At 46.1% G+C, this 15,732-nt stretch carries 15 protein-coding genes; 2 read left to right on the forward strand and 13 right to left on the reverse strand.

Features of this window, described 5'->3' with window-relative positions:
- Window positions 1–30: 30 nt before the first annotated feature.
- Window positions 31–1,161 (reverse strand): glycoside hydrolase family 5 protein, encoded by a 1,131-nt coding sequence (locus ACFQY8_RS04920; protein ID WP_377938779.1) that lies wholly within the window; start codon window positions 1,159–1,161, stop codon window positions 31–33.
- Between the two features lie 60 nt (window positions 1,162–1,221).
- Between ACFQY8_RS04920 and ACFQY8_RS04925 the strand changes: the two genes are divergently transcribed.
- Complete coding sequence (locus ACFQY8_RS04925; protein WP_377938780.1) at window positions 1,222–1,413, forward strand: hypothetical protein; 192 nt, start codon at window positions 1,222–1,224, stop codon at window positions 1,411–1,413.
- A 687-nt stretch (window positions 1,414–2,100) separates the two neighbouring features.
- Here ACFQY8_RS04925 and ACFQY8_RS04930 read toward each other — a convergent pair.
- The 9 genes from ACFQY8_RS04930 to ACFQY8_RS04970 all read right to left on the reverse strand — a co-directional run bounded on the left by ACFQY8_RS04930 (window position 2,101) and on the right by ACFQY8_RS04970 (window position 13,045).
- Window positions 2,101–3,498, reverse strand: coding sequence for a class I SAM-dependent RNA methyltransferase (locus ACFQY8_RS04930; RefSeq protein ID WP_377938781.1), 1,398 nt, complete (start codon window positions 3,496–3,498; stop codon window positions 2,101–2,103).
- A gap of 12 nt (window positions 3,499–3,510) precedes the next feature.
- A complete protein-coding gene (locus ACFQY8_RS04935; RefSeq protein ID WP_377938782.1) occupies window positions 3,511–4,188 on the reverse strand; it encodes a DUF3159 domain-containing protein in 678 nt (225 codons plus the stop codon).
- Between the two features lie 8 nt (window positions 4,189–4,196).
- Window positions 4,197–4,988, reverse strand: coding sequence for a DUF3710 domain-containing protein (locus ACFQY8_RS04940; RefSeq protein WP_377938783.1), 792 nt, complete (start codon window positions 4,986–4,988; stop codon window positions 4,197–4,199).
- Window positions 4,989–5,158: 170 nt separating this feature from the next.
- Window positions 5,159–6,019 (reverse strand): exodeoxyribonuclease III, encoded by an 861-nt coding sequence (locus tag ACFQY8_RS04945; protein ID WP_377938784.1) that lies wholly within the window; start codon window positions 6,017–6,019, stop codon window positions 5,159–5,161.
- A gap of 148 nt (window positions 6,020–6,167) precedes the next feature.
- A complete protein-coding gene (locus tag ACFQY8_RS04950) occupies window positions 6,168–8,156 on the reverse strand; it encodes a dipeptide ABC transporter ATP-binding protein (RefSeq protein WP_449224239.1) in 1,989 nt (662 codons plus the stop codon).
- An 11-nt stretch (window positions 8,157–8,167) separates the two neighbouring features.
- The gene (locus tag ACFQY8_RS04955) at window positions 8,168–9,121 is read right to left on the reverse strand and encodes an ABC transporter permease (protein ID WP_377938786.1); all 954 of its coding nucleotides are present in this window, start codon (window positions 9,119–9,121) and stop codon (window positions 8,168–8,170) included.
- Between the two features lie 15 nt (window positions 9,122–9,136).
- Entirely contained in the window at window positions 9,137–10,066 is a 930-nt protein-coding gene (locus tag ACFQY8_RS04960) for an ABC transporter permease (RefSeq protein WP_377938787.1), read from the reverse strand.
- A gap of 121 nt (window positions 10,067–10,187) precedes the next feature.
- Window positions 10,188–11,825, reverse strand: coding sequence for a peptide ABC transporter substrate-binding protein (locus ACFQY8_RS04965; RefSeq protein WP_377938788.1), 1,638 nt, complete (start codon window positions 11,823–11,825; stop codon window positions 10,188–10,190).
- 290 nt (window positions 11,826–12,115) lie between these two features.
- A complete protein-coding gene (locus tag ACFQY8_RS04970) occupies window positions 12,116–13,045 on the reverse strand; it encodes a tyrosine recombinase XerC (RefSeq protein ID WP_377938789.1) in 930 nt (309 codons plus the stop codon).
- Between the two features lie 62 nt (window positions 13,046–13,107).
- Between ACFQY8_RS04970 and ACFQY8_RS04975 the strand changes: the two genes are divergently transcribed.
- On the forward strand, window positions 13,108–13,380 hold the full coding sequence (locus ACFQY8_RS04975) for a DUF6725 family protein (protein WP_377938790.1): 273 nt from the start codon (window positions 13,108–13,110) through the stop codon (window positions 13,378–13,380).
- Here the strand turns inward: ACFQY8_RS04975 and ACFQY8_RS04980 are convergent.
- The 3 genes from ACFQY8_RS04980 to ACFQY8_RS04990 are packed head-to-tail and all read right to left on the reverse strand — an operon-like array spanning window position 13,368 to window position 15,722.
- On the reverse strand, window positions 13,368–14,375 hold the full coding sequence (locus ACFQY8_RS04980; RefSeq protein ID WP_377938791.1) for a prephenate dehydrogenase: 1,008 nt from the start codon (window positions 14,373–14,375) through the stop codon (window positions 13,368–13,370). The genes ACFQY8_RS04975 and ACFQY8_RS04980 overlap by 13 nt on opposite strands.
- Window positions 14,372–15,304, reverse strand: a complete 933-nt coding sequence (locus tag ACFQY8_RS04985; protein WP_377938792.1) for a prephenate dehydratase — start codon at window positions 15,302–15,304, stop codon at window positions 14,372–14,374. The genes ACFQY8_RS04980 and ACFQY8_RS04985 overlap by 4 nt, the downstream gene beginning before the upstream one ends.
- 25 nt (window positions 15,305–15,329) lie before the next feature.
- Window positions 15,330–15,722, reverse strand: a complete 393-nt coding sequence (locus tag ACFQY8_RS04990) for an alcohol dehydrogenase (RefSeq protein WP_377938793.1) — start codon at window positions 15,720–15,722, stop codon at window positions 15,330–15,332.
- Between the last annotated feature and the right edge of the window lie 10 nt (window positions 15,723–15,732).

Consider the following 15,732-nt stretch of genomic DNA (forward strand, 5'->3'; position numbering starts at 1 on the left):
GAAAATCTAGATGCTCAGTGTCTCTGCACATCACAAAGTGATACCAAGATAATCTTTCATCATTCGCCAATCCCAGAACTTACGCCATGAGTGAGCAAGCTGTACACGCTTCTTATTATCCTGATTTTGCTGATAGCTCCAGTAAAATTGTGCTCGCACACCCGCGTTATTGTAAGTTTTTAGCTGCATATGAGCAAACGACTGTGTAAAAGATTCATCGCGTTTGCTCAGCTGATTTTCAAGACACCACTCGCCCACCATGACATCGACACCAGTGGCACGAACCACGCGAAGACGCAACTGAATGATTTTAAGAAATATACGGTATACATTCTCGCATTGTTGGGTAGTGCCGATGAACTTTTGTAGATACTGGGGAATCATACCTTCCATAGCTGTGATATAAATGTGTGTGTCTATGGCGATGTTTTTCATCCTCTTGAACCGCGGCGTCATAAAGACTGGCACCCATGTCATAAGCCGAAAGCCATCGTGGAAAACAATGACTTTATCGTCACTCATGACACATCTTAGTCGTGTGTATGCTGCCTTATAGAAATGTTTCAGAAAACGCATGGGTACATGGCATGACCCCTGAGACTCCGTTTCATCTCGCGGCGGATAAGTTCTCTTGTTCAGTTGCCAAACAAGCCAACTTGCAGGCTCATTCAAAACTTCAATACCATAGAGCGCAGGATGCGTACCGTAACGGAGACCAAGCCGTTCAAGTACGCTAAGTGCAAAAAGCACTTCTTTCTCATTCATCCACCAGCGAGATACACCCGATAATCCACCGTTATCGAAACCATTCTGGCTTCCTGGCACAGTGTGGAGGTCGAGGAGGATTTGCATGTCATACTTCTGGGCCCATTCAAATGCCTTATCCACGTATTCAATGCAGCCGATAAAAGGCGCCCTATCGCCGAAAACAAAGTATGGGACAGGCAGCCTCACAAGTTTTACACCGTTATGCGCGAGTTCACCAAAATCTGCCTCAGTGATGTATGCGTCACGATGTATGGTCATACGTTCTCTTAATTCATCACGTGAAAGAGAACGTGCCAGCCACACCTCGTCATCAGCATCTGTTCCTGTGAAAGCATCACTATCCATCCATTTTTCGAGGACGAGCCAATTTCCTAAATTTACGCCAGCTTGCATACTCACCTCATTTATACCATGTAAAATTATACCTATCCATCTGCGATGAAAGGACATAACATGGATCCAATGCAAGTATTTACCCAAGTAAAAGAGCTTATCGAAAAGAAAGATATCGAGGGTGCAAAGAAGTTCGTCGAAGAAAATAAAGATCAGCTTGGCGACTATCTTGAGCAGGCCCAAGCACTTCTTCAAGGTAATGAAGTTGCTAATAATGCGCTTAACGCCGTTAAAGGTCTCTTTGGCAAGTAAAACTTCCGATTAATGAACTGGCAGCATTATCCTCTTTCCTGCTTCATGCGCGTGAGGAAATCTTGTCTTATCTCAGTCATTCAAGATTTTTAGCGTTTTCATACGCCTTCTCAAGTCAATATTTCTTACAATGACCCATAGAATCATAAATGAGCCGAGCGCAACGATAAGGCCGAACAAGACATGCAGACTAAGAAAGAGGATAATACCCACAATCGTCATAATCGCAAAAAGAGTAAGAAATCTTAGAAGGCTTCGGACAAGATTGCGCGCTAACTGAATTAACCGATCTTGAGCATCGTGTGTAAGATAAGCAGGATGATAGTCTAAATTCTCCGGTTGCTTCGCTTCGATTATACGTTGAAAAACGTAGCAGAGAACCGCTACTACAATGATACCGACAATAAGTAGAGCCAAGTCCAGTTACGTTGTCGCAATGCTCCTATACATTCGATTCAGCACGATTGCCAAGATACTCGTAAGCAGTGTAAAACCGGCAGTTTCTTTGAGTAAAATCCGTGCTCTAGAACGATATCGCTCGGTATCGTATTCTGCTGAGAAAAGTTTTGCCGTATCAGAGCCAAAAAAGTACAATGTCTTCCCATCATGAAAAATCTCAATTTTAGAGTTTCGCATTCTTTTCCACCCCTGTCGCTGCTATAACTTTTGGACTGAATGTATTATTTCTCAGCAGAATGAGACTTCTCCATACTTATTTACCCCAGTTCTAGAGAGCACTACTACCGTCTCAACATGATGAGTCATCGGGTAGATATCGTGAGCATGAATGAAACTCAACTCATAGCCCTTCTCCCTAAATACCGCAATGTCACGTGCAAGTGACGCAGGGTCGCATGATACATAAATGACAACTGGAGTCTGAGCTTGAGCAATTTGCTCAACAACTTTCTTACCAGCACCAGCACGAGGCGGGTCGAGGACTACAAGCTTTGGCGCTGCTAATTCTGACAAATTTTTCTTGAGATGTCTCAGCGATTGAAGTACATCGCCAGCTATCTCCGTTATATTTTCGACGTTGTTGCGCTCTGCATTCTTCACCGCAGATGATACAGCTTGCTGTGACCCTTCAATAGCAAGAACTTGCCCATGCGGAACGATACGCGATGCTAACGGTACAGTAAAAAGACCAGACCCAGAGTACAAATCCCAAATCACATCATCGTCGGAAAGTTTTTCTGTTTTAAGAGCGAAATCTTGTGCAAGTTTCAGTACATCGCGCACAAGTACCTGCGGAGCCATGCGGTGCATCTGCCAAAATCCCGAAGCAAGAACACTGTACTCGCATGCCTTACCATCGGCAAGTTCCACACGTTCGCGAACGTACTCTCGACCTTCTTTAAGTTCATGATTGACAAGTAACGCCCAGTTGCCGGATTCAACGTCACTTGTCTGACCATCTCGTGGTTCAGGAGCTGTGATACGGATATGATCGCCCGGTTCAAAACGAAGGTTAAATAAATCAAGATGCTCTGCTACTTCAAGAACCTGCTTGGAAGCAAGCGGCATATCTTTTACCCGTACACGGTCATGCGATTCACGGCGGCGCATAGAAACATAGCCGAGGTCATCGGCAATGAATTCAGCACGTGTACGCCAATGCAACCCGCCAACTCCCGCCTCTTCATCTTGCGGAACTCGTAAGACGGGAACATGAGGATCATCCACTTTCCCGATACGGCGTAACTGCTCTTCAATGCTCGTTCGCTTCCACACAAGCTGACCATCTAACGACACGTGTGTGAGGTCTGCACCTCCAACTCCTCCGCCCCATGCAAGCGGTCCAGCAAGTGGCCAACTTGGATCTACTCGATAGCTAGATGCCTCATATACTTTAGTGACTTCTGCAGTCCAAAACCGGTCTTTTCTATTGTGCGGTTCATCAATGCGTATGCGTACTTTTTCACCAGGCAAAGCGAATCGCACGAAAACGACCCGGCCATCAATATGCGCTATGCATCGTCCCTGATCTGCAAAACGCTCAATTTCTACATCTGCTTCGAGACGTCCCTCACCGACAGCTTCTAGTTGAGGTGTCAGTTCGCTCTCATTCGTCAAATCTACCATTTATCCATTCCTCTATTCTTCGATGGAATCTTCTTGAGAAGAAACTGACTGAGTCAGTTGCGCTGTACTCTGTCGAGCAGGTTTAATAATGACCCACGATACAAGAAGCGCGATAGCAAAGAGCGGAATTCCAGTAATGATTCGTACTATGCCGAGTGCTGCGATATTACGCGCCACATAGAGCGGTATTTCTGCAATAAGTCGTATCGCAAAAACTGCAATCCATACCCACGTCACTTGCATATACGTGCGATTCATAAAATTGTGCTCATCGCTGGGGCTTAAAGTTTTCATTAACCAGCCGATTGCAGGTCTTCCCACGATGATGCTTACAAAAAGCACAATGAGGAAAAGCGCGTTAATAAGAATACCTGGAGTATAAAAACTGCGCGCCGAACCACTAAGCATTGCAACGATGACGGATACAATCGTCAATATTAAGCCTGATGCAGCACCCATAAGAGTTTGTTTTTGTACAAGGCGTACAACCACTATCACAACAAGTACAAAACTGACAATTCCGATGCTGAGACCAAGATTTGAGCTTGCCATATATGCGATGATGAAGCTCAAAAATGGAACTATAGACTCTGCTATGCCTCTTATCCCGCCAATCGCATGCCACACGGAAAAATTATCAGTAGAATGTGCGAGCGACCTCAGTCCTGTATCGTCTGCTTGAGAGCTCATAATCTCACTTAGCGCATTTCTGAGAAGAGCGGACCGCGACGAAGAGTCTGCTTAACTTGGCTCTGCTGTGCATATCCATCTGGATCTTCTGGAAGCTCTAATGTGCTATGGTCATCCTTTTCCTCGTCAGTATCCTTACTTGCTTCTTCCATCTCTTTCATCTGAGAAGGCGTAAGCGGTCGGCTTAAGAATACTCGATCTCGTGGAGCTAAAGGCTCACTACCACGATTGATAACTGAGTCAGAGAAGAACTTATCAAGCGCCTGCTTTTCTTCACTATCCTCGTCTGTTGCGGCAGGACCAGTAAAGATACCGCGCACCATCCAACGAGGACCATCTACACCTACAATTCGAGATACAACTTCCGTACCTTGTACGTGGACAGGAAGAAGAATCTCTTTGCCGAAAACTCCATCCTTTTCCTGTGCTTTGGAACGATTCTCGAGAAATTCTGTACGGATATCGTCCCACAGTCCCATAGATTTTGGTGCTGCAAACACTTCCATCTCTAGTGACGACTTGCCATATGTAATAGTGGCACTAATGATGTTCCCATCACTCGTCGATGCTTTCAGCCTCAGTTCGATGCCAAAGAGGAAAGGAAGATACAAGGCACCCATATTGAGATATTCATCATAATCTGGCGCATTTTCATCGTTGATGTCCCATGGACCATGAACAGCGCTATCCTCGCTGTTTTCCGCTTCTCCTGTATCAGCCGCTTTTTCAACCTCATCAATCACATCATCGTGATTATCCTTCTTGCTTCTACGCGACTTACCAAAACCGAAGAGTCCCATGTCTGTCCTTTCGACCACACTACTGTGATTAACAGTACCGTATACACCTTAAAAAATACTGAATACTCTATGAATGGCGTGTTTTACACTCTAAAGTCACGAGAGTATTCAATTTTGCATAATCGTTTTGCGCTATGAGAGTATTTGCTCAGCGGTTTTTTAATCTTTCCTTACACATCGTAGCTAATGGTCAGTGGTGCGTGGTCCGACCAGCGGGCATCATAGGAAGGTGCCCTGTCGATGACAAATCCACGCGCTTGCTGTGCAAGCTCAGGCGTCGCAAACTGATAGTCGATGCGCCAACCAGTGTTATTGTCAAAAGCTTTTCCGCGCTGGGACCACCATGTATACGGACCTTGTATGTCTCCAGCGAGATCACGCATGACATCAACGTACTCAAGTTCATTAAGCCACGTGTCGATGTAAACACGCTCCTCAGGAAGAAAGCCGGCAGATTTTTCATTAGCTTTTGCATTTTTAATGTCGATAGGAGTATGAGCGATATTAAAATCTCCACACAAAACAGCCTGATTACCGCCTCGAGCAGCTGTTTCTTGAAGTTCGCGCATGCGACCAGTCATAGCTTCTAAGAAGCGGAATTTCTGATCCATTTTGTCTGGATGATCCACATTCCCCGCGTGCACATAGACACTCACAACTGTGACAATATATCCCTGCGGTGTTTGAACATCTGACTCAATCCAACGTCCAGAATCTACGTCTTCTTCTAGCCCGGGAAGTCCAAAACGCTGATCCATGACTGGCAACGCAGAGAGCAGACCCACCCCTGCGCGACCTTTAATACGGCAGACTTCATTTTGCGTATGCAACGGTTCTGTCATCGAAGCAGCTCGGGATGATGAAGCATAAATTGCGCTAATTTCATCAAATATAGGATTAATCTCATCCTGAGGAGCTCGTACTTCTTGCATAGCCCATATATCAGGGACATTCTGCTCAACCCAGCTATACATATCTTTACGCTTCGCTGCACGAATTCCATTGAGATTAGACGTCGTAACTGAAATCATAAAAGTATCTTTCTTGATGTCTGCGTATATGCTCTGCACATTCCTATACAAGAAGGCGCCGTAATCCGACGCCTTCTGTGTACTGTTGCTGGACTCTAGTGTACCTTACCGTTTACCGACACGCATGGATGTTGTGCCAGTCCTAGCTCTACTCGTCGAGACCAAGCTCAAGTTTGCCACCTGGGATTGCGTCCAGAAGGTCACGCGTATAGCGTGTTTGAGGATGATTAAACACTTCATCGGTTGTCGCATGTTCAACAAGCTTGCCGTGCTGCATCACGACAACTTCGTCCGCTATTTGGCGAACTACTGCCAAATCATGTGTGATGAAGAGGTATGTCAGACCTTGTTCAGCTTGCAAATCATTGAGCAGATGTAGTACTTGGTCTTGCACAAGTACATCGAGCGCAGATACCGCTTCATCAGCTACGATAACGTCAGGGTTGAGAGCCATTGCGCGAGCTACTGCGATACGCTGGCGTTGTCCGCCAGAAAGCTCGTTTGGATAGCGACTCATCACTGACTGTGGCATCTCAACCATGTCAAGTAGCTCACGCACGCGTGCCTCGCGAGTCTTCTTATTTCCTATCTTATGAATACGCAACGGCTCTTCGATAGAACGGAAGATAGAATACGTTGGATCAAGTGAGCCATATGGGTTCTGGAAGACAGGTTGTACATGACGTCTAAAGTCAAGGAGCTGCTTGGCGTCGAAGGATTGAATATCCACACCTTCGTAAGTGACTGTACCTGATGTCGGGTCAAGCAGATGTAGGACCATATTTGCCACTGTTGATTTGCCAGATCCAGACTCGCCTACGATTGCTAAAGTAGTTCCACGCTTCACGTCGAAGGAAACGTCATCAACGGCCTTAAACATTTTTTTGCGACCAGGAACTTTAAATTCGCGTCCAAGATTCTTTACAGAGATGATAACGTCATGATCTGTAGTCTGCGTAGCATCCTGATCATGAGCTTCACGAATGACTGTGCGTGAAGAAGTTGATTCCATACGCTTCGAGGCAAGAGAAGGCGCTGCTGACACGAGACGTTTCGTATACGGATGCTGAGGATGCTGAAGCACCTCAAGACTTGGACCAGACTCAACAATCTGTCCTTTATACATCACGACGATATGCTGTGCACGCTCTGCGGCGAGACCCAAATCATGTGTGATAAACAGCACAGCAGTTCCCAAAGAATCAGTAAGCGCATGCAAATGGTCCAAGATGCGCTTCTGTACTGTGACGTCAAGTGCTGATGTTGGCTCATCTGCGATAAGCAAACGCGGACGAGCAGCAAGCCCCATCGCAATAAGTGCACGCTGACGCATACCACCAGAATACTCATGCGGATACTGGCGTGCTCGCATGGCAGCATCTGGCAGACCCGCTTCGTCAAGAAGTCCAGCAATGCGGTCGCTCATTGTAGAGCCAGTTACATATTTTTGTGCTATCTGTGCAGCAGTCTCTTTATCGATACCAGCCTCTTCCATGTCATGACGGACATTCCATCTGGTAACTGAGCCTGGAGTCCACTGTGATTCCCATATCTTGAGGATTTCAGCACTGACTTTCTCTCCACCCGCTTCTTTTGCAGAGTTAAGAAGCGCATCACGCTTATCGGACCCCAAGAAGAGCTCATCGTCATCTCCATGACTCTCTTGTGCGGCAACTTTTTCGGCATCGGTCATTTCCAGACCTTGAGAAAGCTTGATACGCTGCTCACGAGTGATATCGATATTGTTTGCTGTCAGTGCTTCCTTAATCTGTGTATCAATGCGATAGACAGGGTTTAGGTTCGACATCGGATCTTGAGGCACTAAGCCTAACTTCGATCCACGGATAGCTTCAAACTGCTGAGGAGTAAATCCTGAGATTTCCTCGCCCATAAGCTTGATACTGCCGCCGGTAATATGTCCTGTACCCGGCAGCAAGCCCAACGCCGCCATGGCGGATGTCGATTTACCAGAGCCCGACTCACCTACAATAGCCACCCATTGACCTGGATAAACGTTAAAACTTGCATCGCGCACAGCTTTAACCGAGCCGGTAGAAGTATTAAACTCTACTTGGAGATTTTTCACTTCAAGTAATGGCTCAGGGACATATGTATCTTTCATGTTTTCAGTCATCATTATCTCCTCGCCTACTCTGTACGGCTCTTTGGATCCAGTGCATCACGTACTGCGTCTCCAAGCATGATAAATGCCAATGCAGTAATTGCCAAAGCAAGTGACGGGTAGAACAGAATCATCGGTTGTGTACGAAGCATCGTCTGCGCCGTAGAAATATCGCCTCCCCAGCTTACGTTGCCAGACGGCATACCAAGCCCCAAGAAGCTCAGCGTAGCTTCCAACACAATGTAGCTTGCAAGTGAAGTAGTACCCACAACAAGTACCGGAGCTATAGCATTAGGAATAATATGTCGGAAAAGATTACGCATAGGAGTTGAACCTAACGCTGTTGATGCAGTGTTAAATTCAAGGTTTTTCGCTTCGAGGACAGCACTTCGTGCGATACGTGCAATGGACACCCAGCCAAACAATGCCATCACAAGTACAATCTTCCAAATGGAATTTGACGTACGGAACATCTGGAGGACTACGATTGCGCCGAGCAACAGCGGAATTGCATAAAAGATATCGATAATTCGCGATAAGAGCGAGTCTACCCATCCGCCAAAGAATCCTGCTAGGGCGCCGATGATACCACCTACAACAACAACGATAAGCGTTGTAGCGATACCGACGGTAAGCGATGTGCGAGTACCGTAGATGACTCGAGCGTAGATGTCACATCCCTGAAGATTGTAACCAAAGATATGACCTGGTGAAGGATTATTACGGGAGAAGTCTAGCGAGCAATAGTTCGGATCAACTTTTGTAAACACCTGTGGGAACAATGCTACAAAAGCGATGAAAACGATAACGAGCGCGGAAACGATGAAGAGCGGATTCTTGCGAAGAGTACGCCATGCATCTGCCCACATACTTGTAGCAGGAGCATTTGTATCGACCGCATCGACATCCTGAAGTGGTGTTTCCTCAAGCGGAGCCACATAGCGTTCTTGACCTGGAAGTGCAGAATTATTCATAGTCATTTTCTTCTCCTTCCTTTACTGGTAACGAATTCGAGGATCGAGTACAGCGTAGAGCATATCCACAGCAAGGTTGCAGATGACAAAGATGAATACGAGCACTGTCACAATCGAGACGACGAGATTGGATTCACCTTGCAATATAGCCTTGTACAAAGTGTTGCCTATACCGTTGATATTGAAGATTCGTTCAGAAATCATGGCACCGCCGAGAAGTGCACCTAAATCTGCGCCTAAATACGTTACAACAGGAATCAGCGAATTACGCAAAATATGGTTGACTATGACATTCTTATTGCTCAAGCCCTTTGCACGAGCAGTACGCACGTAGTCGAGAGTGCGGTTTGAAGCTACCTCAGTGCGTGTCAGTCGGATAATATATGCCATTGACCCCGAACCGAGAACCATCGCAGGCATAAGCAAATCAATGAAACCTGGTCTTGCGCCAGCAGTTACAGGGAAAATGCGCCACTGCACACCAAGGAAGTACTGCATTACGAAACCGGTAACGAATGTCGGGACAGAAATAAGAAGCAAGGAAACGATGAGAATGACGGAATCGTACCATTTGCCTTTTTTAAGTCCAGCGATGATACCGAAAACTACACCAAAAATCGCTTCAAAAACAAACGCCATCAAACCAAGCTTGATAGTTACGGGGAACGCCGCGCCCATCACATCAATGACCGGACGATTTCCGCGTAAAGTATTTCCAAAGTCGAGCGTCAGAGCATTCTTTAAGAAGTACAAATATTGGATGATGAATGGTTGATCCAAATGATATTCAGCACGGATCTGCCGAGCAATCTGCGCATTTACTGGTTTATCGCCGAACATTGCAACTACAGGGTCTCCCGGAAGTGCAAATACCAATGCATAAATAAGCAATGTGGTACCCAAAATCACAGGAATCATCTGTAGCACTCGGCGTAGGAAGTATTTCCACATGAGCGTATCTCTCTTTATATTGAAGGATTTGTGTAATTCTAGCACGAAGGTGCTCATCGCGGAAGACCGTAATGAGCACCTTTATCGCACTGATTTCAGTGTCACCGATTGAAGGGGTAAACTACTTAGTCAATGCACGATAGTCTGGATAGGAATTCCAGCCGATAGTGAAGCCCTTTACTGCTGTAGAAGCAACACCAGTGTTATTGCGATAGTACACAGGGATAGATGGAAGATCCTTCAGCAAGATTTCTTCAGCCTGCTGATAAATCTTGTTAGCATCCTCGGTACTGGAAGCAGCCGCAGCCTTTTCGAGCAGTGCATCAAATTCAGGATTCTTATAGTCACCATCATTAGAACCGTTACCATCAGCTGCTGCAGTGCTGTAGAGAGGCTTGAGATAGTTCTCCGCAGATGGATAGTCAGGCATCCAGCCAGCACGGAACACTGCCTTCAAAGTACGATTGTTAATAGATTGACGCAACTCTTGGAAGGTTGCCACTGGGGTGGACTCTACATCAATGCCAAGGGCATTCTTAATGGAATTCGCATACGCATCGAAGATATCCTTGTGGCCGCCGTCAGCGTTATAGGTCAAGGAGAGTTTAGTATTTCCCCAATCGCTAATCTTATTTGCCTCATCCCACAGTTTCTTTGCTTCGGTTGCATTATACTTAAGCACGTCGTTGCCCTTAAGGCTCTCAGAGTAGCCAGGAATCATTGGAGTGACATAATCGACAGCAGGTGTACCAGTACCGCCTAGTACTTTCTTGACAATTTGCTCACGGTTAATCGCGCGAGAGATTGCCGCACGACGCAGGCGACCTTCTTCATTGTTGCCGAAATGCTCAAGTGCTGCAGGAATAGTTAGAGTCTGAATGACTGAGCCAGCCTTGTTATATGCCTGAACCGAGCTTTCGGAGGTGAAGGTTGTCGTTGCTGATGTAGGCACACCATCCATGACGTCAAGATTTCCTGCCTGAACATCGGAGTATGCCGAGTCCATATCGGTGTAAATTTGGAAATCAATGCCGGCATTCTTTGCAGGATTATTACCCTTATACGAGTCATTCTTGACAAGCTTGATGGACTGATTGTGAGTCCAAGACTTGAACTTGTAGGAGCCATTGCCCACCGGCTTCTGACCAAATGCTTTTGGATCCTTATAGAAGGAATCTGGAAGTGGGAAGAATGCGGAGTACCCCACCTGAATTGGGAAAGTAGAAGATCCAGACTTCAGTTCCACGCTAAAATGTGTATCGTCAGTGATGGTCAAGCCAGACAATTGCGCATCAGAAGAAACGTTATCACCCTGGAGCTCGTCATAACCCTTGATATTGGAGAACCATGAATTATTCAGCATGCTATTCTTCGCTACTGCTGCATAGCTCCATGCCTTTGTAAAGGATTCAGAGGTAACTTTAGTACCGTCCGTGAAAGTCCAGTCAGGGTTCAGCGTGATATCAAACTTAGTGTTGTTATCTTTTGCCTTAATAGATTTTGCAACTTCATTCTTTGCATTGCCCTTGACATCAAAATCAACCAAGCCAGCAAAGAGAAGATCGATGACCTTACCGCCACCTGTTTCATTAGTATTTGCTGGAATAAGTGAATTTTCTGGCTCAGAATTATATGCAGTAATGATTGCGTTAGTGCTACTCGATGAGGAGCCACTATTTCCAGAAGCGCCGCATGCTCCCAGAGCGAGCACAACTGTAGCAACTGCTGCAGTAAGTACTGTAAACTTCGTCTTCTTCATATCTTTCTTTCCTTCTGCCGTAATGGCACCATGCACAAAAGTACAGTTGAACTGAAACGTCTTGTGAACGTACTGAAAAATTTAGCAGAAAAATATTTCATTCTGAAGAATTTTTCTTCGCGAATATACAAAATAATCGAATATTTATTCACACATATGCATATTATCTGCATAATTATTGAGTTTTCCTCGCACATAGATTTTTCTTATAACGCGTTTAAATGTTTCACATTGTGAACATTTTCGATGATTGCAGCGGCGCGCACAGCATACAAGCCTATTCCAAGTAACTATGCCCGAGGAAATGCCTGTTCATATTTCTTTGTGAGCTGTTCCAACGAAACATGCGTGTACCGCTGCGTCGTCTGCAGCGATGAATGTCCCAACATCTCTTGTACTTCTCGCAAATCCGCTCCCCCATCCAGCATATGTGTCGCAGCAGAGTGGCGTAATGCATGCGGGGAAATATCAGGTACTCCAGCAGCGCGCGCACGCTCGTGAACGAGCTCACGCACTTGACGCTGATTGATACGACCACCTCGTGCGCCTAAAAATAAAGCACCATGCGGTGTATGCTCATTTATCAGCACAGCACGTCCAGTAGAAAGCCACTCTTCCAGTGCATGCGCAGCGGGGATACCAAAAGGAACGATACGTTGTTTATTACCCTTGCCTGTCACTCTCACAGTATGTTGAGAAAAATCTACATCGGATATATCGAGGGAAACGAGTTCTGCTACGCGCACCCCAGTCGCATAGAGCAGTTCCATTATGGCGTTATCTCGCACGGCAAGGGGCTTTCGAGACACCTCTTGCTCCTGAGGCATCTGTACTTGAACGAATTCTTCCGCCTGACTTCTCGTCAGCACTTCCGGAAGTCGTGAAGACTGCCGCGGAGTAGCTAAACTTGCCGCAGGATTTGACGATGAAATCCCGTGCGTATGTGTATAGGAGAAGAATCCTCTCAATGCCACGACTTTGCGTGCCAAAGATGTCTTAGAAATTCCCTTATGCGTTTCATGCGCCATCCACGCACGTAAGTGATCAAGATTAACAGAGTCCAATGTATCAATGCCACGAAGATGAAGTATATGCAGCACTTCTCGTACATCGGTTTCATATGCTTTCACCGTTAATGGACTTAGACCTCGATTTGAAGAGAGATACTGAACGTATGCTTCTACAACATGGTTCATCTGCTCACTCATCGTGTAGTCCATCGCAGCTGCTCCTTATCTGCCTTACCCTTCATAATTCTCACTTATCAGCGTATACTTCCAGTATGGATTCATCTCTATCTCTCGCGCACATTCCACAAAGCTCACGTATCGTTATACGCACTTATGCTGGAAGAGATGATGATACAGGGCGCCAACTATACCGCGATTTCGTGGGGCACGTTATACAGACACACGAACAATTCCTCATTCTTGAACGGGATGCCAGCGCAAACGGGAAACGCGCCGCTCAAATAGTGCGTATCAACGCAAACGACATCGTACGATTGAAACCTATCCCCGAGCGTCCTAGTGCGAATGCAGCTCAACGTATATGAGCAAAATCACGAATATGGGCTTCCTGTGCGTCTATATACTCAACTCGTCCGCCTTTTTGTGAAATCTGAATAAGCTGAGCCTTCCATGTGTCATCATCGGTATCAAGATGAACCGAGTACATGCCCGCAGGAATTCCTTTAGAAAGCTCCATGCGTACACGACGATATGGCTCCGCTTCAGCAAAGAAACGTTTCAGTGGCACCAGCTTATCCGCTGAGTTGTCCCCATCTAAGATGTCTGCGACTTCATTAAGACGACGAGCTATATCACGTACAAGTATCGCTACATTATCAGGGTTCTCCTCCACCATCGCTTGCGTACGGTCCGGGGAAGTCATCGCCACACGAGTCATATCTCGCCACGATCCTGCAGCAAGAGCTACTGCAACGTTAGACTCAGAACTTTCGACGAGCTGATTTGCGAGCACTGTCGCCACAACGTGTGGCATGTGAGAAATCTGTGCAGCTGCTAGATCATGAGCATGAGCATCGGTAACGATGAAACGATTTTGCGCGCCATCGGTGATAAGACGAGCAACTATAAGGAAACGAGAAAAATCAGTATCTCCCTCTACAGTAACTGCCCATGTTGCAGCATCAAACAAATGCACATCAGCAGCAGCAAAGCTTGCATTTTCATTGCCGGTCATAGGGTGAGCACCAACGAATTGCTGGCGAAGATGATGCTTTGTAACGCTCGAGAGTACTTCTCGCTTCACGCTTCCCACATCTGTAAGCGTAGTATGTGGTAATAGCACACGTTCAAGCGTCTCTAGAATAGAATCCATTGCCTTGAGCGGGGTACACAATACGAGAATGTCAGGCTCAAGCCCCGCAAGTTCCTCTAGCGAATTTACACACACTATCCCCTGTTTGCGTGCAGAATCGTATGGTTCAAAACGATGATTCCAAGCAATGACATTGTGCCCCGACTTAACGAGTTTAAGCGCGAGTGATCCACCAATGAGACCTAACCCAGCAATTCCTACTTTCATGCTTTTTCCTCCAAAACTGGATTAAGCCCTCGCTGTGGCAGATTCCACTGTTCCACAGGCAAAGAAACGATATCACGAGCAGGATAAACCGCAAGAACCTTCAACCAATCCCCATGTGCAGAAATGTCATTCATCACCGAGCGCATAACAGCGTTATGAGGAGCTGAATCGAGTGTAATGATAAAACTATATGTACCGTTGACACCCTTGACGGGTCGGGATATGAGGCTCGTCATATTCAAACCATTATCACGGAAAACGTCAAGGAGATTTGCCACCACACCTGGTCCAGTAGACAACGGGATAACAGTGATGACCGATTCATACGACTTGCACCATGACTCTTGCTCATCCTCATCCCGCCCTACATTTTCTTTTCGTTGCGAAAGAAGTAAAAAGTCCGTGTGAGCACCTTTATAGTCTTGGACACACGACTCAAAAAGCTCCAAACCGTACAACTCACCACAACCGTGTGGAGCCAGTGCTACTTGGTGGCTCTTGACATGCTCACATGCAGCTGCATTAGAACTGGAGGGGACTTGTGTAAGGTGATGTGACTTCGCAAAATCACTACACTGCGCAAGCCCGTGCGGATGTGCTGTTACTTCCGTTAATTCGTCGTGATTATGCTGGACAAATGCATCAAATTCGACATCTATACTCAGTCGTGCAATTCCTAAAACGTTATAAGAATCAATGAGCTTATCAAGATTTTGCGCCACATACCCTTCAACATTATTTTCCCACGCAATAACACCGTAGCCGTCACCGCGCTCCACTGCTGTGAAAATATCGCGTTCGTGGCGCACAGCTACAAGTTCCACATCGACACAGTCTTTACTCTTGAGCTTTAGCTGATGAGAAAACTCCTGAGCCGCTTGGTAAGTAAACGATCCCCGAGGACCTAGATAGTACAGTTGCACACTCATGTGGCACTATCCTCACTATTCTTCTCTATTCTTGGAAAAATTTCAGCCACGTATGTGGAAAAAGCGATACGACAATTTGCACAACAATAATGCCATATAACCAGATAGCTGATGCATGAAATGACCAAAAATTGGTCAATGCTGCACCACCTAATGCAATTACTGTACTGCTTGATGTACTTGAGAATGCCATCATCCACACGATGACCGTGCTGATAACTGCATGAACAAATTCGTGCCATAGACCACCACGCAACCCTGCTAAGAAGCATGACACTCCTACGACGAAGAGGGTAAGGAACAGTCCATATGGAATGCTGTAGGCTGCTCCAAGTCGATATGTAAACATTCCTGCCACTGCTACGATCACTGCTGTCACAAGCGTGACTACCCATCGTTGTAACCGACTATTCTTCATATGTGTCATT

The organism is Alloscardovia venturai, assembly GCF_042676605.1.
In the GTDB taxonomy this organism is placed as follows: Bacteria; Actinomycetota; Actinomycetes; order Actinomycetales; family Bifidobacteriaceae; genus Alloscardovia; species Alloscardovia venturai.